This window comes from Mannheimia bovis (genome assembly GCF_014541205.1).
GTDB classification, from domain to species: domain Bacteria; phylum Pseudomonadota; class Gammaproteobacteria; order Enterobacterales; family Pasteurellaceae; genus Mannheimia; species Mannheimia bovis.
On record NZ_CP061280.1, the window covers coordinates 867,841 to 888,079 of the forward strand.

A 20,239-nucleotide genomic window follows, 5' to 3' on the forward strand; every position below is an offset into this window, starting at 1 on the left:
AATTAAAAAGGGAATTTATTCTATCAGAAATTTTCAGCAATGCTATCGGGAGAGATAGAATAATTTTTCAGCTTATTTTGCACAATCTAGTTGGCTTTAGTAAACTAGAGACAATTTGTAATTTTTTATCAAAAATAGACCGCTTGTATGTCTCTAATTTCATTTAATCTGCCGCAAATTGGCGGCAATTTTCAAGATCACCAAACGCTCGGTAATTTAGTCGGGCATTCTGACACGCTTGCCATTAGCCAAGCTGCTCAACAGTTTAACGGTTTGACGGTAGTCGTTACCCCTGATACCCGCACGGCGTTACGGCTGGAAAAATCGTTGCCGCAATTTGCCAATCTGCCGGTGCAACTTTTCCCTGATTGGGAGACATTGCCGTATGATAATTTTTCGCCACATCAAGATATTATTTCCGCCCGACTTTCCGCCCTGTTCGAGCTACAACAAGGGCGTAAGCAGATTTTCTTGTTACCAATCAACACCTTAATGCAGAAGGTCTGTCCGCCGAGTTATCTTGCCAACAATGTGTTGCTGATTAAAAAAGGCGACCGTTTTTCGATTCAAAACCTGCGTTTGCAGTTGGAAAATGCCGGCTATCGGGCGGTGGATCAGGTGCTGGAATATGGCGAATATGCGGTGCGTGGGGCAATTCTCGACTTGTACCCAATGGGGGCGGACGAGCCGTTCCGCTTGGATTTTTTTGACGATGAAATCGACACTATCCGCACCTTTGATGTCGATAGCCAACGTACGAAGGCAGAAATTGCCGAAATCAATCTACTACCGGCTCACGAGTTCCCGACAGATAGCAACGGTATTGAGCATTTTCGCACCAAATTCCGTGAAACTTTCGGCGAAATCCGCCGTGAGCCTGAGCATATTTACCAGCAGGTCAGCAAAGGCATTTTGAACGCTGGGATTGAGTATTGGCAACCGCTGTTTTTTGCGGAAATGGCAAGCCTGTTTGACTACCTCAACCCAAATACGCTGTTTATCACTTACGCCGACATTCAGCAGAAAGCTGAACAATTTCAACAAGATACGCAAAATCGCTATGAAAGTCGCCGAGTCGATCCGATGCGTCCGTTATTACCACCGAGCGATCTCTGGTTTGCGATTGATGAAGTGAACAGTTGGCTCAAAGGTTACCCACGTTTAAGCATAACCGCCGAGAAAATCCGTAAATCTGCGGCGAAAATGAATGCAAATGTAGCGAATTTACCTGATTTAGCAATTCAATCAGGGGCAAAAGAGCCGTTTACCGTTTTCCAACAGTTCCGCCAAACATTCAAGGGCGATATTCTGTTTTCGGTGGAGAGTGAAGGACGGCGTGAAACCTTGTTGGATCTGCTTGCTCCGTTGGGGGTGAAGCCGAAGCAGATTTTGCAAATTTCCGATGAAATTGAACCGCTTGCGTTGATGATTTCCAATTTGGATCAAGGGTTTGTGATTGAAAAAAGCGGTCGAAATTTGGCAATTATTTGCGAAACCGATCTGCTTGGCGAAAAAGTCCAACAAAAACGCAGCGAAAAAAACCGTAAAACCGTCAATCCTGACACCCTAATCCGCAACTTAGCGGAACTCAAAATCGGACAAGCGGTAGTGCATTTGGAAAACGGCGTGGGTCGCTACGGCGGTTTGACCGTGCTGGACGCAGGTGGAATGAAAGCGGAATATCTCGTGCTACATTACGCCAACGATGCCAAACTCTATGTGCCGGTGGCGTCATTACATTTAATCAGCCGTTATATCGGCGGTGCGGACGAAACCGCTCCATTACACAAACTCGGCTCGGAAGCGTGGGCGAAAACCCGTCAAAAAGCGGCGGAGAAAATCCGTGATGTAGCGGCGGAGTTGCTCGATGTTTATGCCAAACGAGAGAGCCAGACTGGCTTCGCTTTTGCTTACGACAAAGCGGAATTCGACCGTTTCAGTGCGACTTTCCCCTACGAGGAAACGGACGATCAGAAAATGGCGATCAATGCGGTGATCAGCGATATGTGCCAAGCGAAGGCGATGGATCGGCTCGTGTGTGGCGATGTCGGCTTCGGTAAAACCGAAGTGGCCATTCGGGCAACGTTCTTGGCGGTGATGAACCATAAGCAGGTTGCTATTCTCGCCCCGACCACTTTGCTTGCCCAGCAACATTACGAGAATTTTAAAGACCGTTTTGCGAACTATCCTGTGAACGTGGAAGTGCTTTCCCGTTTTAAAACCGCCAAAGAGCAGAAAGCGATTTTGGAAAAAGTGGCGGAAGGCAAGGTGGATATTTTAGTCGGCACGCACAAACTGTTGCAGGACGATGTCGCTTTCCGTGATCTCGGCTTGCTGGTGATTGACGAAGAACACCGTTTCGGCGTGCGTCAAAAAGAGAAAATCAAACAGCTGCGAGCGAATGTCGATATTCTCACGCTCACCGCCACGCCAATTCCAAGAACGCTGAATATGGCGTTGAACGGTATGCGTGATCTCTCGATTATCGCCAGCCCACCGGCTCGTCGTCTGAGCATTAAAACCTTTGTGCGACAAAGCGATGAAGCGGTGATTCGAGAAGCGATTTTGCGTGAAATTCTGCGTGGCGGACAGGTTTACTACCTGCATAACGATGTTGCTACGATTGAAAATTGTGCCGAAAAATTGAGCCAACTGGTGCCGGAAGCCCGTGTGGTGATTGGTCACGGGCAGATGCGTGAGCGAGAATTAGAGCGAGTGATGAGCGATTTTTATCATCAACGCTTTAATCTGCTGGTCTGCTCGACCATTATCGAAACCGGGATTGACGTGCCAACTGCTAACACAATTATTATCGAACGGGCGGATAAATTCGGCTTGGCACAGCTCCACCAACTGCGTGGGCGTGTGGGGCGTTCCCACCACCAAGCCTACGCCTATATGCTCACTCCACACCCGAAAACACTGACCAAAGACGCTGAGCAACGCTTGGAGGCGATGAGTACTATCGACAATCTCGGTGCAGGTTTTGTCCTTGCGACCCACGATTTAGAAATCCGCGGGGCGGGCGAATTACTCGGTTCGGAACAGAGCGGACAGATTGAGAGCATTGGCTTCTCGCTCTATATGGATTTGCTCGAAAATGCAGTGAAAGCCTTACAGGAAGGGCGTGAACCGACCTTGGACGAAATCACCCAAAACCAAGTTGAGATTGAGTTGCGAGTGCCGGCATTAATTCCGGACGACTACCTGCCGGATGTGAATATGCGACTGTCGTTCTACAAACGTATTGCCAGTTCCGAGAGTGATGAACAGCTCAAAGATCTCAAAATCGAGCTGATCGACCGCTTCGGATTACTGCCCGAGGCGACTAAAAACCTGTTTGCGATTACCCAACTCCGCCTTACCGCCCAACCGCTCGGCTTGAAGAAAATCGATGCCGGCATCCACGGCGGTTATTTGGAATTTAAACCAACCGCCCAGCCGGATCCGATGAAGTTTATTCAGCTTATTCAAAAACAACCAGCGGTTTACAGCTTTGAAGGGGCAGTGAAGTTTAAGTTTAGATTACCGCTTGAAGAAAACAACAAGCGGTTGGAATTTGTGGAAAGTTTGCTAAAACAGATTCTAGGCGAATAACGAAGTCAATCCCCAAAACGATTTTTGCGATCTGTGTCGTAAAAATCGTTTTTGTTTATTATGAAACCGAGAATTTCATTTAGCCTGTTTATTACCTAAAAAATACTTTGTAAATATATTTTATTTACATTAAAGAGGGAGTAAACTGGCAATGGAGCAAATTGTAGTACATTGCGAGAGAAACACTAACATTCGGATTATTTCGGCTCGCTTGGCAACTAAACGTGAAAGCCGACAATATAGAGGAGTACATTAAATGAGAGAAGAATACGATTTTTCTAACGGTGTGCAAAACCCTTATGCAAAAGGGTTAAAAAGCAAAAGTGTGGTAACAATTCGGATTGAAGATGAGGTGATTAGCTATTTCAAACAGCTTGCCGAAGAAGTGAACTTGCCATACCAAACTTTGATCAATCTTTATTTAAAAGATTGTGTCGCAGAGAAACGAAAACCCACAATTAGTTGGTAACAAGCGGTCGATTTTGGCTAAAATATTGCAAATTTTATGATTAAGGACACGATATGAAACAAGCTCTTCTTAACCGCCTTTTGCGTTATACCCAAATTTATACCACCTCCGATCCGAAAAGTAACAGCGTGCCAAGCTCGCCTCAACAATGGGATTTGCTCAATCTGTTGAAAGCAGAGGTGGAAGCAATGGGATTGACCGAGATTTATCTCGACCCTAACGGCTATCTGTTTGCCACTCTTCCGGCGAATACCGACAAGGAAATCCCTGTGCTTGGCTTAATTGCTCACGTCGATACTTCACCTGACTTTAATGGCGAAAATGTGAAGCCACAGGTAATCGAACGCTATGAGGGCGGGGATATTCTGTTAAAAGGGAGTGGTGATCGCCTATCGCCACAGGATTTCCCGAATTTAAACAAGCTCATTGGCAACACGCTCGTAACCACCGACGGTACAAGCCTACTTGGTGCAGATGACAAATCGGGCATTGCGATTATTCTCTCTGCAATCGAATACTTGCAAGCCAACCCACAAATCCCACACGGCAAAATCCGAGTCGGCTTTACCACCGATGAAGAGATCGGGCGTGGTGCAGATCATTTTGATGTAAAAGCGTTTGGTGCAGATGTGGCATTCACCCTCGACGGTGGTCCACTCGGCGAGTTGCAATATGAGAATTTTAACGCAGATGCGGCAACAGTAACCTTCTTCGGTCGCAGCGTTCACCCCGGCACGGCAAAAGGCAAAATAATCAACGCCTTAGAACGTGCTTGCGAATTTCAGCATCGTTTACCGCCACATTTAACCCCTGCCACTAGCGAAGGGCGTGAAGGCTTCATTATGTTACACGGCATTGAAGGCGGAATTGATAAAGCGGAAATTCACTATATTCTGCGTAGCTTCTCCCGTGAAGAGTTAGCAACATTAGGGGGCTATCTGACGCAAACGATGACCGAAATGCAACGAATTTATGGCGAAAATTGCGGAAAAGTCGAGATTGTTGAACAATATCGAAATATGTGTGAGGTACTAGATGGCTATCCGTACCTGATTGAAATTGCAGAAAAAGTGATGCGTGAGCAGGGCATTGAGCCGAATTTAGAGCCAATCCGTGGTGGTACAGACGGTTCACGTCTCTCCTTTATGGGCTTGCCTTGCCCGAATTTATTCACCGGTGGCGAAAATTTCCACGGACGTTTTGAATTTATTTCGGTCGATACGATGGAAAAAGCGGCGAAAGTGATTATTGGAATCAGCCAAAAATTTGCTGAATACTATTTCGCCAAATAAAGCGATCGCAAGCGGTTAAATTTGGCAAAAAATTTGTAAAAAGCATTATTTTTCGCCAGTTAAACTATTTTTTAAAGATTTCCTGCAAATTTATTTGACTTTGAAGCGGAAATCCATAGAATATGCACCTGTTGAAACGCTACGAGCTTCGTAGCGTTTTTAAATGCGGGAATAGCTCAGTTGGTAGAGCACGACCTTGCCAAGGTCGGGGTCGCGAGTTCGAGCCTCGTTTCCCGCTCCAATTTCTATATCGTGTTGCCCGAGTGGCGGAATCGGTAGACGCAAGGGATTTAAAATCCCTCGCCTTTCGGGGCGTGCCAGTTCAAGTCTGGCCTCGGGCACCATTTAGAAATCAATATTTAAAATTTGCGGGAATAGCTCAGTTGGTAGAGCACGACCTTGCCAAGGTCGGGGTCGCGAGTTCGAGCCTCGTTTCCCGCTCCAATTTTTCTATATCGTGTCGCCCGAGTGGCGGAATCGGTAGACGCAAGGGATTTAAAATCCCTCGCCTTTCGGGGCGTGCCAGTTCAAGTCTGGCCTCGGGCACCATTTAGAAAAATAACAATTTAAAATCAAAAAATTATCGAAGCCCGAGTGGCGGAATCGGTAGACGCAAGGGATTTAAAATCCCTCGCCTTTCGGGGCGTGCCAGTTCAAGTCTGGCCTCGGGCACCATTTCGGTAATTTAAAAAAATACCAAATATGCGGGAATAGCTCAGTTGGTAGAGCACGACCTTGCCAAGGTCGGGGTCGCGAGTTCGAGCCTCGTTTCCCGCTCCAATCTAAAGAACGATAGCACCAGAAGGTGCTTTTTTTATATCTCAATTTTATTAGGCAATAAAAAATCCATACCGTAGTATGGATTTGATTTGAAAGATTATTTCTTCTGAGCTTTTAATGCTTCAACTACTTGTTTTTGTTGTTCAGCAGCTGCTTTACAGCCTGCAAGTGCTGATTGTTTGTCTGCATCGCTCATTGTTTTCCAAGCATCTTCAGACACTTTTAACATCTCTTCTTTAGTCATACCTAATTGAGCTTTGATTTCTGGTTGTAGTTCAGCCGCTTCAAAGGTTAAATCAATTAGTTCTTTACATTTAGCAGGGTATTCACTTGCTTGTGCTGATAATGCAAAACCTGAGATAAAGAGTGCGAGTGTTAATTTTTTCATAAAAAAATCCTCATATTAATTTGTAAAATTAAGCAAAATAGCCGATGATGGCTTATAGCTTATGGAGTAACTCTGTTTTTAAGTTACAGAAGCATTATACACAATTGTTTTTTTTTTGAGCAATTTAAGGTTGCGGATTAACTGGTATTACCTGTTTGAGTTTCAAATAAATAAGTGAAAATGAAATGAAAAAACTGACTATTCTTGGCTTAGGGTGGCTTGGATTGCCATTGGCGGAGCATATGCAAAAAGAGGGCTGGAAAGTAATTGGCTCGAAAAGAGCGGTGTCTGATATGTCGATTGAGTGCTATTCGCTTGATTTGAATAACTTAGCTATCAATAATCATATTGAAAAATTATTAACTGTTGATGCAATGATTATTGCATTACCTCCCTCAAAAATAGAGCCGGAAAAATACCTCGTAGGTATCCAAAATCTGGTTTCTACCGCAATAGAAAAAGGCTTAAAGCATATCATTTTTACCAGTTCGACTTCTGTTTTGCCAATGGAAGCGGGCGTTTTTGATGAAAATGCGGAAATTGAGCCAACTTCTCTTTTAGCTAAAGTAGAACATTGGTTGCTTAGCTTACCTATTCATTGCGATATTGTGCGTTTAGCGGGGCTTGTGGGCAAAACACGCCACCCTGTTTTTTACTTAGCAGGTAAGCAAAATTTAAGTGGGGCAGAGCAGCCTGTGAATTTAGTGCATTTAGAGGATTGCATTGCGGCAATTTCCCTGCTTTTAGCAAAACCAAACGGGCAACGCATTTTCCATTTATGTGCAGAGCAGCACCCTACTCGTAAAGCGTATTATAGTGAAATGGCAAGACGTTTTGACTTGAGAGATTTGCAATTTTCTGAAGAAAATCAACCGCTTGTAAGAGTGGTAAAGGCGAAAAAAATTTGCAAAGAATTGGGCTTTGTGTACCGTTATCCTAATCCTTATGATTTTAAGTTGGATATTTAGCAAAATACAGACTTAATCCCTACATACTAAGTGGTTTATGTGATAGTATATGCGAACTATTATCAACAACTTATTAGGATTTTATGCTTGATGTTTTATTAGAACCTTTTGCCTACAACTATATGCAAAAAGCGATTTTTGTGAGTATGGGAGTGGGCTTGGTTTGTGCTTTTCTCTCCGCCTTTTTAATGTTAAAAGGCTGGTCTTTAATTGGTGATGCCTTGTCGCACGCAGTCGTGCCGGGAGTTGCCATTGCTTATGCGTTAAAATTACCTTATGCCGTTGGGGCGTTTTTTTCGGGGATTTTGGCGGCATTATCAATTCTTTGGGTAAAAAGCCTCACAAAAATTAAAGAAGATGCTGTCATCGGCTTTATTTTTACCACCTTTTTTGCCTTAGGAATGTTTATTGTTTCCTTAAATCCGACATCAGTGGATGTAAATTCCATTGTGATGGGAAATATTTTAGGGATTGCTGATGAAGATTTGTGGCAAGTGGTACTGATTATCGCCATTTCGTTACTCGGTTTGATCCTATTTTGGAAGGATTTGCTACTCGTCTTTTTTGACGAGCACCACGCTCTTTCAGTGGGTATTTCGCCATTACGCTATAAAGTCATCTTCTTTACCCTGTTAAGTGCCTGTGTGGTAGTGGCATTACAAACTGTTGGGGCAATTTTAGTGATTGCGATGGTGGTAACACCGGGAGCAACGGCGTATTTATTGTCGGATCGTTTCTCTAAAGTCGTGATGATTGCAATGATTATCGGCACAGTTACTTCAGGGCTGGGGGCTTATTTAAGTTACTTTTTAGATGGGGCAACAGGGGCGGTGATTGTATGCCTGCAAACCTTGATTTTTCTCGCTGCATTTTGTTTCGCTCCTAAATATGGTTTAGTGTCGCAAAAACGTCAATTTGTGAAAGAAAAAGAGCTAAAGGGAGAGGAGCAAAATGCTTGATTGGATTTTAGAACCTCTTCAGTTTGAGTTTATGCAAACTGCCCTTATCACAGCTATTTTGGTGGCGAGTGTGAGTGCCGTTCTCTCTTGCTATTTGGTATTAAAAGGCTGGTCTTTAATGGGCGATGCGATTTCCCACGCAGTATTGCCGGGTGTCGTTATTTCTTCATTATTAGGTTTACCACTTGCGATTGGTGCATTTTCTTCAGGCTTATTTTGTGCGTTATCGGTTGGCTATTTAAAAGAGAACAGTCGTTTAAAAGAAGACACCATTATGGGGATTGTGTTTTCGGGGATGTTTGCCTTTGGGATTCTGTTATTTACCGTATTTAATACGGGTGAACATTTAACCCATATTTTATTTGGAAACTTATTGGGTGTAACGAAAAGCGATTTAATCCAAACAGTAGTAGTCAGCCTTTTCACCTTTACAGTTATGCTGCTCAAACGTAAAGATTTTTTACTTTATTGTTTTGATATGAACCAAGCCAAAGTGGTTGGTTTACCGGTGAAATTATTGCACTATGGCTTGCTATCACTATTAGCTTTAACTATTATCAGTGCAATGCAAGTTGTAGGGGTGATTTTAGTGGTGGCAATGCTGATTACACCGGGGATTACTGCTTACTTGCTCACAAAGCGGTTTGATAAAATGCTTGCCATTGCGTTAGTGATTTCAGTCGGTTCATCTGTATTTGGCACTTTACTAAGCTACCATATTGATGCTGCTACAGGTCCGACTATCATTCTAGTACAAGCGGTCATTTTTTTCCTAAGTTTTGCGTATTCTAAAATCCGCTAACACAAATAAAAAATAGGGAGTGCGTTAGCCTCCCTATTGTTCAAACACTATTTTTGATAATGCAATAAACCACCAAATACCCTTTCTAGGTTTTGATTATTAAAGGTTTCTTCTGTTTTGCCTACGGCTAATAATGTTCGGTTGATCATTAACACCTGATCGCAAAAACTTGGCACGCTGGCAAGATTATGAGTAGAAACTAAAATCAAATGCCCTTCTTCTTTGAGCTGTTTGAGCAATTCAACAATGGCATTTTCAGTTTTTACATCAACACCTGTAAAAGGTTCATCTAACAAAATAATCTTACTTTCTTGGGCTAAGGCTCGGGCGAGAAAGACACGCTTTTTTTGCCCGCCGGAAAGTTCACCAATTTGTCGTTCTTTCAGATGCAAAACACCGACACGCTCCATTGCTTGTTCTGCTTTTTGTTTGTCAATTCCACGAGGAATACGCAAGAAATTCATATAGCCGTATCGCCCCATCATTACGACATCATAAACAGAAACAGGGAATTGCCAGTCTACCTCTTCACTTTGTGGCACATAAGAGACTAAATTTTGCTTTAAGGCTTTAGAAATGGGTAATTGACTTAGTTTAACCGAGCCGGTAAGCGGTTTTACCAGCCCCATTAAACTTTTAAAAAGTGTGGATTTACCCCCTCCATTTACCCCGATTAATGCACAGATTGTGCCATCTTCAAGATGAAATGAAACATCGTGCAAGGCTATGTGTCCGTTATTGTAGCGGACGGATAAATTTTCGACGGAAATGGAGGTTGAATGTGTTGTCATTTTAACTCTGGTTATTTTTTACTACGCTCGAAACCTTCAACAATGGTGCTGATGGTAACATTCAGTAGATCTAAATAAGTTGGTACAGGACCATCTTTTTCTGAAAGTGAATCTACATAAATCACACCACCGTATAACGCACCGGTTTCTTTCGCTACTTGTTTAGCAGGTTTATCTGAAACGGTACTTTCACTAAAGACAACAGGGATTTTATTCGCTTTCACGCCATCAATCACTTTTTTAACTTGTTTCGGTGAGCCTTGCTCTTCGGCGTTGATTGCCCATAAATAAAGCTCTTTTAAGTTGTAGTCTTTTGCAAGATAGCTGAATGCCCCTTCACTTGTAACCAACCAGCGTTGTTGTTCAGGAATAAAGGCTAAGCGTTGGCGAAGTGGCTCAGCAATGCCTTTGACTTTTTCAGCATAGGCTTTTGCATTAGCATTGTAAGTTTCGGCATTTTTAGGGTCGTATTTTACTAAAGCTGCACGAATATTTTCAATGTAAATTAATGCATTGTCAGTGGACATCCAAGCGTGTGGGTTTGGTAGATTTTTATATTCACCTTCAGTAATTGGCATTGGTGTAATCCCTTCGGTTACAACAACAGCAGGCTTACCTTTTACATTTTCAAAGAAACGTTCAAACCAACGCTCAAGGTTCATACCATTCCATAATACTAAATCGGCTTTTTGGGCTTTTACGATATCTTTTGGTGTAGGTTGATAATCGTGAATTTCCGCACCGGGTTTAGTAATTGATTCAACCACAGCTTTATCACCTGCTACGTTTTGAGCAATATCTTGAATAACGGTAAAAGTAGTTACAACTTTAAACGGTTCTGCCATTGCCATTGCAGAGCTTAAACCAAAGGTTAAGACTAATGCTTTTTTGATTGTTGATAATTTCATCTTCAGCCTCCTTTTGTTATTGAGAATGATTATTATCGTTGGGTATTCTATAGATCATTTAGATTAATGTAAATAGTCTTATATTTTATAAGGATATTATTTATCCAAAAACATTTTGACTTAAAAAGCACTAGCCTTAAAACAAAAGAACCAGTAAAATTGCTGGCTTTAAAAATCATTGCAAAACAAGGGCAGTTCGCCCCAACCTTTTGCCGTAATCCGTGTAATAACGAGGCTTTCAAATTTTATGTCAGAACAAATCACTAATGCTGCCTGTGGAGCAGCAGACCAACCGAAAGAAAAAATCAATTTATTAAACCTAAACCGCCAAGAAATGCGTGAGCTGTTTGCGGAAATGGGGGAAAAACCTTTCCGTGCCGATCAGCTAATGAAATGGATCTACCATTTTGGGGAAGATAATTTCGATAATATGAGCAATATCAATAAGGTATTGCGTGAGAAATTAAAACGCATTGCGGAAATCAAAGCACCGGAAGTGGCAGTAGAACAACGCTCGGCAGATGGTACAATCAAATGGGCGATGCAAGTAGGGGAGCAGCAAATCGAAACCGTGTATATCCCTGAAGATGATCGAGCGACCCTTTGTGTTTCTTCGCAAGTGGGGTGTGCATTGGCTTGTACTTTCTGTTCAACAGCACAACAAGGCTTTAACCGTAACTTAAGTGTGTCGGAAATTATCGGGCAAGTATGGCGAGCTTCTAAAATTATCGGTAACTTTGGCGTAACCGGTGTACGTCCGATTACCAATGTGGTAATGATGGGAATGGGCGAGCCGTTGCTCAATATGAACAACGTGATTCCTGCAATGGAAATTATGTTAGATGATTTTGCCTACGGTTTATCTAAACGCCGTGTGACCCTTTCTACCTCAGGTGTGGTGCCTGCATTAGATAAAATGCGTGAGCAAATTGATGTGGCATTGGCGATTTCTCTCCACGCCCCGAATGATGAATTGCGTGATATTTTAGTGCCGATTAATAAAAAATATAACATCAAAATGTTAATGGACTCGGTAAATAAATACCTAGAGGTGTCTAACGCTAACCACGGTAAAGTAACGATTGAATATGTGATGTTAGATCACGTAAACGACAGTACCGATCACGCACACCAGCTTGCGGAAGTGCTAAAAAATACACCTTGTAAGATTAATTTGATTCCTTGGAACCCGTTCCCGGAAGCTCCTTATGGTAAGAGTTCAAATTCTCGTACAGACCGATTCCAAAAAACCTTAATGGAATATGGCTTTACGGTTACAGTGCGTAAAACCCGAGGCGATGATATTGACGCCGCTTGCGGACAGCTTGCCGGTGATGTTATCGACCGCACCAAACGTACCCTAGAAAAACGTAAGTTTGGACAAGGGATTGATGTCAAAACGCATTAATTAAGATCAAAGGCAGGGTATTCTGCCTTTTTGTTTTTTATCCTAAATTTGGAACATATTGAAACGAGCCGCCCAATGCGTTTAAGTAGCGGACAACCGTGGCATATTTAGGGGAAATTATGCCTCGCTCCAATCGGCTTATATTTTTCACATTAATACCTGAAAGCTCGGCAACTTGTGCTTGTGTGAGATTTTTATCTAATCTAGCCTGTTTTAGCATTTGAGCTAATTCTCTCTGTACTCTTAGCTCATCAAATTCCTCTTTAAATTGAGCGTTTTGCATTGCTTGTTCTAAAACTGTATTAAAAGGGATAACTTCTAAATCAAGATCTCTCGTCATTTTCTAATTCCTGTTTTAATTTCTTCATACGTTCAATGGCAAGTTCGAGGTTATGCTTAGGTGTTTTTTGGCTCTTTTTCTGAAAAATGTGCACGATATAGGCTTGCTTACCTTTAATAAAGAAAAAGAAGCTACGAGAAATCCCCTCTCTTGATTTTGCTCTTAGTTCTTTAAGCCCATTTTGAAAAGATTTTACTTCTGGTTCACTAAGCGTATTTCCGTATAATTTTAGCTCATTAATAACATCGGCAGTTGCTGCTTGGAGTGAAACAGGTAGTGCTAAGAATTCTTTGTGAGCTTGTTTTGTAAGGAAAACATCAAAGTATACTAAAGATTGATTTTGGGGATTTGCCATCACAATTCCTTGTAATCATAAGTGATTAGTTTAGAGTGGTTTTATAGGATGTCAAGTATCTTGGGAAAAAGAGGAAGATAAAACAATCCCTAATCATCATTTTTGCGATCTGCATCGAAAAATTCGTATTAAAAATTTCCTTCTTTATGAAAAAATCTCTAGTCTTATAGGGTGTTGAACAGTAAAATTTAGCCTTTTGATGATAGGAGCACGCTATGTTTGCAAAATTTTTTAGAAAAATAACCGCTTGTATGGCGATAGTTTTATTGGCAGCCTGTTCTTCTATCCCTCAGCCTTCTGTTGAGCCTGAATTTAACCGTTCAGAAGCGGTGAAAGCCCGCATTAATCTTGCTTTAGCTTATTTAGAGCAAAATGATTTCCCCAAAGCGAAACAAAATATTGATAAAGCCCTTGCCCACGACAGCAAAGATTACCTGCCTTACTCGGTGCTTGCTTACTATTACCAACAGACAGGCGAGGTAGAAAATGCCGAAAAAGCCTATCAACAAGCCCTCAATTTAAGTGAAAATCGTCCTGATGTGCTGAATAATTACGGCACTTTTTTATGCAAACAAGGTCAATTTGAACAGGCATATCAACAATTTGAGCAGGCTGTAAAAAGCCCAAAACCCTATTATCATCAAGCAGATAGCTTAGAAAATATCATTCTGTGTGCGAAAAAAGAGCCAAATCCGCAGAAATTGAACGAAACATTAACCCAGCTCGAAAAATTAGATAAAGCTCGAGCGAATTTATTGAAGGAAAATCAATGAGCCAATTAAACAGTGAGTTAAATCGTCAAATCAGCCAAATTATTGCCGGTGAATTAAATGTGGGTTCCCACCAAATTTTAGCAGCAATGACCTTATTGGATGAAGGCAACACCATTCCCTTTATTGCCCGCTATCGTAAAGAGGTCACAGGTGGGTTGGACGACACACAATTACGCCATTTTGAAACGCGTTTAATCTATCTGCGTGAAATGGACGACCGCCGTCAAACGATCCTGAAATCTATTGAAGAACAGGGCAAACTCACTGATGAATTAAGAGAGAAAATCTTAAATTGCGAAAGTAAAACAGAGTTAGAAGATCTCTATTTACCGTACAAACCAAAACGCCGTACTCGTGGGCAAATTGCGATTGAGGCAGGCTTAGAGCCGTTGGCGGAAACTTTATGGAACGACCCGACCCACACACCAGAATTACTTGCCGAGCAGTTTATCAATGCTGAAAAAGGCGTTGCTGATACCAAAGCTGCTTTAGACGGTGCGAGATATATTTTAATGGAACGTTTTGCCGAAGATGCGGAATTACTTGCAAAACTTCGCCAATATTTGACCGCTTACGCCACCTTGGAATCAAAAGTGATTGAGGGGAAAGAGGAAGAGGGGGAGAAGTTCCGTGATTATTTCGTGCACAGCGAACCCTTTAAAACCGTGCCTTCCCACCGAGCATTGGCGATGTTCCGTGGGCGTAATGAGGGCATTTTATCCCTTTCGCTAAATGCCGATCCTGAGGCTGAAGAAGGGAGCAAAACCAGCCACTGTGAAGAGATTATTCGCAGCCACTTAGGGGTGATTTTCAACAACCAGCCTGCCGATAAATGGCGTGAGCAAGTGATTGCTTGGACGTGGAAAATCAAAGCCGCACTGCATTTAGAAACCGAACTAATGGGTAGCTTGCGTGAAAAAGCGGAAGAAGAGGCAATTGATGTTTTCGCTCGCAACCTTTCTGCCTTATTGATGGCTGCACCTGCAGGAGCAAGAAATACAATGGGCTTAGACCCCGGCTTGCGTACCGGTGTGAAAGTAGCAGTGGTGGATAACACCGGCAAACTACTTGATACTGCGACCATTTATCCACATACAGGGCGAGAAGCCGAAGCTCAAGTTGCCATTTTTAGCTTGATTAAAAAGCATAATGTGGAGCTGATTGCGATTGGTAATGGTACTGCCTCCCGTGAAACCGAGCGTTTTGCTAAGAGTGTGATTAAAGAGATCAAAGAAAACAAACCGCAAACCGTGGTCGTGAGCGAGGCGGGTGCGTCGGTTTACTCGGCATCAGAATTTGCCGCTAATGAGTTCCCGAATTTAGATGTTTCTCTGCGTGGGGCAGTATCCATTGCCCGTCGTTTGCAAGACCCTCTCGCAGAATTGGTGAAAATTGAGCCGAAAGCGATTGGTGTGGGGCAGTATCAGCACGATGTAAATCAGTCCCAATTAGCTCGTAAATTAGATGCAGTGGTGGAAGATTGTGTAAATGCTGTTGGGGTTGATTTGAATACTGCCTCTGCCCCTTTACTTGCTAGAGTAGCAGGCATGACAAAAACCTTAGCGGAAAATATTGTCGCTTTCCGTGATGAAAATGGTCGCTTTAACAGCCGTTCAGAACTGAAAAAAGTCCCTCGTTTAGGACCAAAAGCGTTTGAACAATGTGCCGGCTTTATGCGAATTTTAGGTGGTAAAAATGCCTTAGATGCTTCTAGTGTTCACCCCGAAGCCTATCCTGTGGTAGAGAAAATCTTACAAGCGACGACTTCCACCTTGGCAGAGTTAATGGGCAATGCCACTAAAATTCACTCGCTGAATGCCAAAGATTTTGTGGACGAGCAGTTTGGTTTGCCAACGGTGAATGATATTTTCAAAGAGCTCGAAAAACCGGGGCGTGATCCGCGTGGTGAATTTAAAACTGCCAACTTTATGGACGGCGTAGAAGAGATTTCCGATCTGAAAGCTGGAATGGTTTTAGAAGGCACCGTGACCAATGTGGCTAACTTTGGGGCATTTGTGGATATTGGTGTTCACCAAGACGGTTTAGTGCATATCTCAATGCTTTCCAACTCTTTTGTGGAAGACCCACATACGGTGGTGAAAGCCGGTGATGTGGTAAAAGTGAAAGTGCTGGAGGTGGATGCTGTACGCAAACGTATTGCTTTAACTATGCGTTTAGATGACAGCCCTGCCGCCAAAAGTGAGGCGACAAGCGGTCGAAATTCGCAAGAAATTCGCAAAAATCCGCCGAAAAATGACCGCTTGCAACGTGATAACCGCAACGCATTTGGTAATAATGCTTTTGCTGATGCGTTGAAAGGGTGGAAAAAGTAGCCTAATTGTTTGATGATATTATTGCAAAAAATTAAATTATTGTTAGAGTACAGCTCCCAATTTAGATATAGGAAAAAAGATGAAAAAATTAACTTTTACAGCAATCTTAGCATCTGCATTTTTAGCAGCGTGTTCTTCAAATACTGCATCTGTTAGTACGCCTGCTGCACAGGAACAGGTTTTCGGGCAAAAATCTCAGGCAACATTGAATATTGCTCAAGTAAAACAACAACGTGATGATGCGTTAGTAACTTTTACCGGCAAAATTGTTCGTCAGGTTGAGAGCGATGAATATATTGTTGCAGATAGCACCGGAGAGATTGAGGTGGAAATTGATGGACACCTTTGGAATGGTTTAAAAGTAACAGCTGCAGATACTATTCGTATTAGCGGAGAAGTGGATAAAGAAATTCGCAGAGTGAAAGTTGATGCACGCAGCGTAGAAAAATTAAACTAAATTTTCTCAATTAGGTATAACAAGCGGTCAAATTTTAGGAATTCCTTACTATTTGACCGTTTTTTATTTCCTATTAGCCACCAAATTTCCTATTCATATAATCAAATGCTGAGATAGGTAGAACTCGTCTTAGCCACCAAAACAGTTTGGTCGGAAAAGTCACTTGATAGCGTGCTTTTGGCTTTTCGGCATTCAGGGCTTTTAAGCAGACTTCAGCACAGGCGGAGGCAGGTAAGGTGAAAGGATTTGCATTACCTTTTGTAGTTAAACGCTGATATTGCGTTTGGTTTAGCTCTTTATGATAGGAATTTTCCACATCAATATACTGCTCTAATTTTGCTACCGAGTTTGGGCGGAAGTTGCTTTGAATAGGACCGGGCTCAATCAGCGAAACATAAATATTTGAGCCGTATAGTTCGCAACGTAAAGTATCAGCAAGCCCTTCTAACGCAAACTTAGTGGCATTATAAGCTCCACGATAGTGCATAGCCGCAAAACCTAAAATACTGCTGTTGATTAATATTCTGCCATAGTTTTGGGCGCGAAAAATTTTCATCGCTTGATTAATCACTTCCCAAGTGCCGAACACATTCGTTTCAAAAATTTCACGCAGGGCTTCTCTTGGCACATCTTCTACACAACCGGGCTGACCGTAACCGGCATTGCAAAAAATTGCATCTAATTGACCGCTTGTTTGAATGTATTCAAAGGCATTTTGGATATGTGCTGACCGGGTTACATCAAGCAAAAGACATTCAAATCCTTCTGATTTCAACCGCTCGACATCTTGCTCTTTTCGGCAACTGGCGATCACTCGCCAGCCTGCATCTTTGAGATAGTGTGCAGTAGCATATCCAATACCGGAAGAGCAACCTGTGATTAAAATCGTTTTCATTTTATCTAATATAGCTTACAAAACCGTCTAAACTCTCACTTTCTGGGGCAAGTGTAATTTGCTCTTCCGTTTCAGGAGAACCAATCATTATTAAGGCAATCACTTTATCTTGATCTTGGCAGCCAAAAGCAGAACGAAGTGCTGAGCCGTTTACCCATTTATTGGTAATCCAGACTGTATCAAAACCTAATGCGTTTGCTGCCAATTGAATGGCATAGCTGCTACAACCGGCAGTTATCATCTGCTCCCAAGCCGGTACTTTTGCAATACTATGATCTAACTTCGCAACCACACCAATGATCATCGGGGCTTGATTTGCTAATTTCTCCGCTTTTTTTAAGCGTTCCTCACCCATATCAAATTCTGCAACTGCAGCTTTAAAAAGCTCGTAGAGTTGTGGCATTCCACTTTTTTCAATGACGACAAAATGATAAGGTTTTAATTTTCCGTGATCCGGAGCTCTAAGCCCTGCTTTTAATATTTTTTCCAGTTGTTCTGGAGTTGGGGCTTTATCGCCAAATTTTTTGCTGGAACGACGGTGATGTAATAAATCTATAATTTGCATAAAAATTACCTTTTATGAATGTCTTTTGACTTAAAGCATAGCATATTTTATTCATTCCGTGATTGCTTTATACTGTGCCGATTATTTTATTTCTAGGAAATTCCGATGTTTAATATTTTAAAAGCAATTTACCGAATGTTTCGTTGCATTAGAGAGTGTGTGATAAACCTCTTTTTTGTCTTATTTATTCTACTATTAGTGCCTGTGGTAGGCTTTATTGCTTCTTCTCAAAGCACACAAAAGCCGGTTTTTACGCAAGGGGCATTACGGTTAAATTTAGACGGCTATTTGGCGGATAACCGTGAAGAATTTACCGATTTCTACCGCTTGTTGCAGTCAGAATTAGGCAGCAGTGAGCCATTTAAAATTTCGACTTTTGATGTGGTGCAAGCGATTAGCAAAGCAAAAAATGATCCGCAAATTACAGGGTTGGTGTTAGATTTACATAATCTGCAAAGTGCCGATTTTTCCTCTTTAGACTTTATTGGTAATGAAATCAATAACTTCAAGGAATCAGGCAAGCCAGTCATTGCTATTGGCGAGCAGTATTCACAAAAGCAATATTACCTGGCTTCTTTTGCTGATGAAATTTATTTGAACAAAGTAGGTTCTGTGGAGCTTCAAGGTTTAAGCTATGCCAATACCTATTTCAAAACCTTGTTAGATAAAATTGAAGCTGAGCCACATATTTTCCGTGTAGGTACTTACAAATCAGCGGTTGAGCCTTTTATGCGTGATGATATGTCTGAAGAAGCTAAACAAAATGCACGAGGCTGGCTCAATGGTACTTGGCAACAAGTAGTGGAGACGATTGCTCACAACCGCAAAATCTCCCCACAAGAAATCAATTTATCTGCCGAAACCTATATTGAAAAATATAAGGCAGCAAAAGGCGATGATGCACAGTTCGCCTTAAATCAAAAGTGGGTAACACAGCTGGTGTCTAACCAAGAGAGCAAAGCAAAATTGATAGAACAATTTGGCGAAAACAGTGAAGGTGATTATAACCACATTGAGTTTTTAGACTACGAACTTGAGCTAAATGACCGTTTTGCTTACATCAACGCCCCTAAAATTGCTGTTGTGAATGTGGAAGGGGCAATTATGACAGGTGAGAGCGACCAAACAGGTGTAGGCAGTGAAACCATCGTAAAATTATTGCAGGAAGCAAGAGCCGATAAAAACGTAGAAGGTTTAATTTTACGCATTAATAGCCCAGGTGGAAGTGCGGTAGCATCAGAGCTTATTCGCCAAGAAGTAGACGCATTGCAAAAACAAGGGAAACCTGTAGTCGCTTCAATGGGCGGAATGGCAGCATCAGGTGGTTACTGGATTGCGGCAACCAGCGATAAAATTATCGCCAGCCCAAATACCATCACCGGTTCAATCGGTATTTTTGGTTTAGCCGTAACTTTTGAAAAAACAGCTAAAAACTTAGGTGTGAATGAAGATGGTATTGCAACCTCTGCACTTGCTGAGCCAATCGGTTTGAAAAGCCTACCGAAAGAGCAAGGTGAAGTGCTGCAAATCGGCATTGAAAATGGTTATGACCGCTTCTTAGAGCTTGTTGCTCGTGGCAGGGAAATGCCAAAAGAGGCGGTGGATAAGGTTGCTCAAGGGCAAGTTTGGTTAGGTTCTGATGCACTCAAACACGGTTTAGTTGATGAATTAGGCAATTTTAATGTAGCTTTTGTTAGATTATCCGATTTAATCAATCAAAAACGTGAAGCACAGAGCAAAGCAAAAGTTGAGCAATTCGGCTTACAATGGTTTGCCGAACAAGACGACAGCCTATTTGGCACGCTTGCCCGTGATTTCAAAACTCAGCTACAAGTGAGCCTGACAAACTGGCTTGATTTACCTGTGCTGAAGCAATCGCAGAAACAGGTAGAAATGCTTTCCCGCTTTAACGATCCAAAGCAGATGTATCTCTACTGTTTAAATTGTGGAAAAGTAAATTAATCAATGCTAACAAGCGGTTTATTTTTCAGAAAATTTTGCAAATTTTTTGTGGAAATAACCGCTTGTAAGCTATACTAAAAGCGCTTGTCGGAGTGCCATAAGGCTGAGATCGCAACTGCGAGATCCGTCGAACCTGTAGGTTAGTACCTGCGTAGGGAACAAGTTTTAACATTCAATTTTACCTATTGCCACATCTC

Annotated in this window: 18 protein-coding genes, 6 tRNA genes and 1 riboswitch; of the genes, 17 read left to right on the forward strand and 7 right to left on the reverse strand. The window is 42.1% G+C overall.

Annotated features, from left to right (window positions below):
* Positions 1–147 precede the first annotated feature (147 nt).
* The 9 genes from mfd to ICJ55_RS04475 all read left to right on the forward strand — a co-directional run bounded on the left by mfd (position 148) and on the right by ICJ55_RS04475 (position 6,138).
* Complete coding sequence (mfd, locus tag ICJ55_RS04430; protein WP_188157480.1) at positions 148–3,597, forward strand: transcription-repair coupling factor; 3,450 nt, start codon at positions 148–150, stop codon at positions 3,595–3,597.
* 256 nt (positions 3,598–3,853) lie between these two features.
* Positions 3,854–4,066, forward strand: a complete 213-nt coding sequence (locus ICJ55_RS04440; protein ID WP_188157481.1) for a BrnA antitoxin family protein — start codon at positions 3,854–3,856, stop codon at positions 4,064–4,066.
* A 53-nt stretch (positions 4,067–4,119) separates the two neighbouring features.
* Positions 4,120–5,358 carry a peptidase T gene (gene pepT / locus ICJ55_RS04445; protein ID WP_188157482.1) on the forward strand — a complete coding sequence of 413 codons (1,239 nt, stop codon included), beginning with the start codon at positions 4,120–4,122 and terminating at the stop codon, positions 5,356–5,358.
* Positions 5,359–5,523: 165 nt separating this feature from the next.
* Positions 5,524–5,599: transfer RNA gene (locus tag ICJ55_RS04450), tRNA-Gly, on the forward strand.
* Positions 5,600–5,615: 16 nt separating this feature from the next.
* Positions 5,616–5,702, forward strand: a tRNA-Leu gene (locus ICJ55_RS04455).
* Between the two features lie 24 nt (positions 5,703–5,726).
* Positions 5,727–5,802 (forward strand) — tRNA-Gly (locus tag ICJ55_RS04460).
* Positions 5,803–5,820: 18 nt separating this feature from the next.
* Positions 5,821–5,907, forward strand: a tRNA-Leu gene (locus tag ICJ55_RS04465).
* Between the two features lie 39 nt (positions 5,908–5,946).
* Positions 5,947–6,033 (forward strand) — tRNA-Leu (locus ICJ55_RS04470).
* Positions 6,034–6,062: 29 nt separating this feature from the next.
* Positions 6,063–6,138, forward strand: a tRNA-Gly gene (locus tag ICJ55_RS04475).
* A 97-nt stretch (positions 6,139–6,235) separates the two neighbouring features.
* On the opposite strand, the gene ICJ55_RS04480 is transcribed toward ICJ55_RS04475, so the two are convergent.
* Positions 6,236–6,526 carry a hypothetical protein gene (locus ICJ55_RS04480; protein ID WP_188157483.1) on the reverse strand — a complete coding sequence of 97 codons (291 nt, stop codon included), beginning with the start codon at positions 6,524–6,526 and terminating at the stop codon, positions 6,236–6,238.
* Positions 6,527–6,711: 185 nt separating this feature from the next.
* Between ICJ55_RS04480 and ICJ55_RS04485 the strand changes: the two genes are divergently transcribed.
* The 3 genes from ICJ55_RS04485 to ICJ55_RS04495 all read left to right on the forward strand — a co-directional run bounded on the left by ICJ55_RS04485 (position 6,712) and on the right by ICJ55_RS04495 (position 9,255).
* Positions 6,712–7,494, forward strand: coding sequence for a Rossmann-fold NAD(P)-binding domain-containing protein (locus ICJ55_RS04485; RefSeq protein WP_188157484.1), 783 nt, complete (start codon positions 6,712–6,714; stop codon positions 7,492–7,494).
* An 83-nt stretch (positions 7,495–7,577) separates the two neighbouring features.
* Entirely contained in the window at positions 7,578–8,453 is an 876-nt protein-coding gene (locus ICJ55_RS04490; RefSeq protein ID WP_188157485.1) for a metal ABC transporter permease, read from the forward strand.
* On the forward strand, positions 8,446–9,255 hold the full coding sequence (locus ICJ55_RS04495; protein ID WP_188157486.1) for a metal ABC transporter permease: 810 nt from the start codon (positions 8,446–8,448) through the stop codon (positions 9,253–9,255). Before ICJ55_RS04490 ends, ICJ55_RS04495 begins: the two co-directional genes overlap by 8 nt.
* A 47-nt stretch (positions 9,256–9,302) precedes the next feature.
* Here ICJ55_RS04495 and ICJ55_RS04500 read toward each other — a convergent pair whose 3' ends face one another.
* Positions 9,303–10,046: a metal ABC transporter ATP-binding protein gene (locus tag ICJ55_RS04500; protein ID WP_188157487.1), complete on the reverse strand. Its 744-nt coding sequence runs from the start codon at positions 10,044–10,046 to the stop codon at positions 9,303–9,305.
* 11 nt (positions 10,047–10,057) lie between these two features.
* Positions 10,058–10,954 carry a metal ABC transporter substrate-binding protein gene (locus ICJ55_RS04505; RefSeq protein WP_025247305.1) on the reverse strand — a complete coding sequence of 299 codons (897 nt, stop codon included), beginning with the start codon at positions 10,952–10,954 and terminating at the stop codon, positions 10,058–10,060.
* A 247-nt stretch (positions 10,955–11,201) separates the two neighbouring features.
* On the opposite strand from ICJ55_RS04505, the gene rlmN reads away from it, so the two are divergent.
* On the forward strand, positions 11,202–12,362 hold the full coding sequence (rlmN, locus tag ICJ55_RS04510; protein ID WP_188157488.1) for a dual-specificity RNA methyltransferase RlmN: 1,161 nt from the start codon (positions 11,202–11,204) through the stop codon (positions 12,360–12,362).
* A 37-nt stretch (positions 12,363–12,399) separates the two neighbouring features.
* On the opposite strand, the gene ICJ55_RS04515 is transcribed toward rlmN, so the two are convergent.
* Both ICJ55_RS04515 and ICJ55_RS04520 read right to left on the reverse strand, forming a co-directional pair.
* Positions 12,400–12,702, reverse strand: coding sequence for a helix-turn-helix domain-containing protein (locus ICJ55_RS04515; protein WP_188157489.1), 303 nt, complete (start codon positions 12,700–12,702; stop codon positions 12,400–12,402).
* Positions 12,686–13,057 (reverse strand): type II toxin-antitoxin system RelE/ParE family toxin, encoded by a 372-nt coding sequence (locus ICJ55_RS04520; RefSeq protein ID WP_188157490.1) that lies wholly within the window; start codon positions 13,055–13,057, stop codon positions 12,686–12,688. Before ICJ55_RS04520 ends, ICJ55_RS04515 begins: the two co-directional genes overlap by 17 nt.
* A gap of 215 nt (positions 13,058–13,272) precedes the next feature.
* Here ICJ55_RS04520 and pilW point away from each other — a divergent pair, with 215 nt between their 5' ends.
* From pilW to ICJ55_RS04535, 3 genes are all read left to right on the forward strand, one after another.
* Positions 13,273–13,830, forward strand: coding sequence for a type IV pilus biogenesis/stability protein PilW (gene pilW / locus ICJ55_RS04525; RefSeq protein ID WP_188157491.1), 558 nt, complete (start codon positions 13,273–13,275; stop codon positions 13,828–13,830).
* Positions 13,827–16,163: a Tex family protein gene (locus ICJ55_RS04530; protein ID WP_188157492.1), complete on the forward strand. Its 2,337-nt coding sequence runs from the start codon at positions 13,827–13,829 to the stop codon at positions 16,161–16,163. The genes pilW and ICJ55_RS04530 overlap by 4 nt, the downstream gene beginning before the upstream one ends.
* A gap of 79 nt (positions 16,164–16,242) precedes the next feature.
* Complete coding sequence (locus ICJ55_RS04535; RefSeq protein ID WP_188157493.1) at positions 16,243–16,620, forward strand: YgiW/YdeI family stress tolerance OB fold protein; 378 nt, start codon at positions 16,243–16,245, stop codon at positions 16,618–16,620.
* 73 nt (positions 16,621–16,693) lie between these two features.
* Here the strand turns inward: ICJ55_RS04535 and ICJ55_RS04540 are convergent, their stop codons facing one another.
* Both ICJ55_RS04540 and ICJ55_RS04545 read right to left on the reverse strand, forming a co-directional pair.
* Positions 16,694–17,515, reverse strand: coding sequence for an SDR family NAD(P)-dependent oxidoreductase (locus ICJ55_RS04540; protein ID WP_188157494.1), 822 nt, complete (start codon positions 17,513–17,515; stop codon positions 16,694–16,696).
* Between the two features lies 1 nt (position 17,516).
* Positions 17,517–18,080, reverse strand: a complete 564-nt coding sequence (locus ICJ55_RS04545) for a nitroreductase family protein (RefSeq protein ID WP_188157495.1) — start codon at positions 18,078–18,080, stop codon at positions 17,517–17,519.
* Positions 18,081–18,185: 105 nt separating this feature from the next.
* Here ICJ55_RS04545 and sppA point away from each other — a divergent pair, with 105 nt between their 5' ends.
* Entirely contained in the window at positions 18,186–20,042 is a 1,857-nt protein-coding gene (gene sppA, locus ICJ55_RS04550; protein ID WP_188157496.1) for a signal peptide peptidase SppA, read from the forward strand.
* 78 nt (positions 20,043–20,120) lie between these two features.
* Positions 20,121–20,217: riboswitch (TPP riboswitch) on the forward strand.
* The last annotated feature ends 22 nt before the right edge of the window (positions 20,218–20,239 follow it).

Excerpts from the sequence above, each read along its gene's own strand:
- mfd (WP_188157480.1), top strand. The coding sequence starts at position 148 with ATGTCTCTAATTTCATTTAATCTGCCGCAAATTGGCGGCAATTTTCAA.
- ICJ55_RS04440 (WP_188157481.1), top strand. The coding sequence starts at position 3,854 with ATGAGAGAAGAATACGATTTTTCTAACGGTGTGCAAAACCCTTATGCA.
- pepT (WP_188157482.1), top strand. The coding sequence starts at position 4,120 with ATGAAACAAGCTCTTCTTAACCGCCTTTTGCGTTATACCCAAATTTAT.
- ICJ55_RS04480 (WP_188157483.1), bottom strand. The coding sequence starts at position 6,526 with ATGAAAAAATTAACACTCGCACTCTTTATCTCAGGTTTTGCATTATCA.
- ICJ55_RS04485 (WP_188157484.1), top strand. The coding sequence starts at position 6,712 with ATGAAAAAACTGACTATTCTTGGCTTAGGGTGGCTTGGATTGCCATTG.
- ICJ55_RS04490 (WP_188157485.1), top strand. The coding sequence starts at position 7,578 with ATGCTTGATGTTTTATTAGAACCTTTTGCCTACAACTATATGCAAAAA.
- ICJ55_RS04495 (WP_188157486.1), top strand. The coding sequence starts at position 8,446 with ATGCTTGATTGGATTTTAGAACCTCTTCAGTTTGAGTTTATGCAAACT.
- ICJ55_RS04500 (WP_188157487.1), bottom strand. The coding sequence starts at position 10,046 with ATGACAACACATTCAACCTCCATTTCCGTCGAAAATTTATCCGTCCGC.
- ICJ55_RS04505 (WP_025247305.1), bottom strand. The coding sequence starts at position 10,954 with ATGAAATTATCAACAATCAAAAAAGCATTAGTCTTAACCTTTGGTTTA.
- rlmN (WP_188157488.1), top strand. The coding sequence starts at position 11,202 with ATGTCAGAACAAATCACTAATGCTGCCTGTGGAGCAGCAGACCAACCG.
- ICJ55_RS04515 (WP_188157489.1), bottom strand. The coding sequence starts at position 12,702 with ATGACGAGAGATCTTGATTTAGAAGTTATCCCTTTTAATACAGTTTTA.
- ICJ55_RS04520 (WP_188157490.1), bottom strand. The coding sequence starts at position 13,057 with ATGGCAAATCCCCAAAATCAATCTTTAGTATACTTTGATGTTTTCCTT.
- pilW (WP_188157491.1), top strand. The coding sequence starts at position 13,273 with ATGTTTGCAAAATTTTTTAGAAAAATAACCGCTTGTATGGCGATAGTT.
- ICJ55_RS04530 (WP_188157492.1), top strand. The coding sequence starts at position 13,827 with ATGAGCCAATTAAACAGTGAGTTAAATCGTCAAATCAGCCAAATTATT.
- ICJ55_RS04535 (WP_188157493.1), top strand. The coding sequence starts at position 16,243 with ATGAAAAAATTAACTTTTACAGCAATCTTAGCATCTGCATTTTTAGCA.
- ICJ55_RS04540 (WP_188157494.1), bottom strand. The coding sequence starts at position 17,515 with ATGAAAACGATTTTAATCACAGGTTGCTCTTCCGGTATTGGATATGCT.
- ICJ55_RS04545 (WP_188157495.1), bottom strand. The coding sequence starts at position 18,080 with ATGCAAATTATAGATTTATTACATCACCGTCGTTCCAGCAAAAAATTT.
- sppA (WP_188157496.1), top strand. The coding sequence starts at position 18,186 with ATGTTTAATATTTTAAAAGCAATTTACCGAATGTTTCGTTGCATTAGA.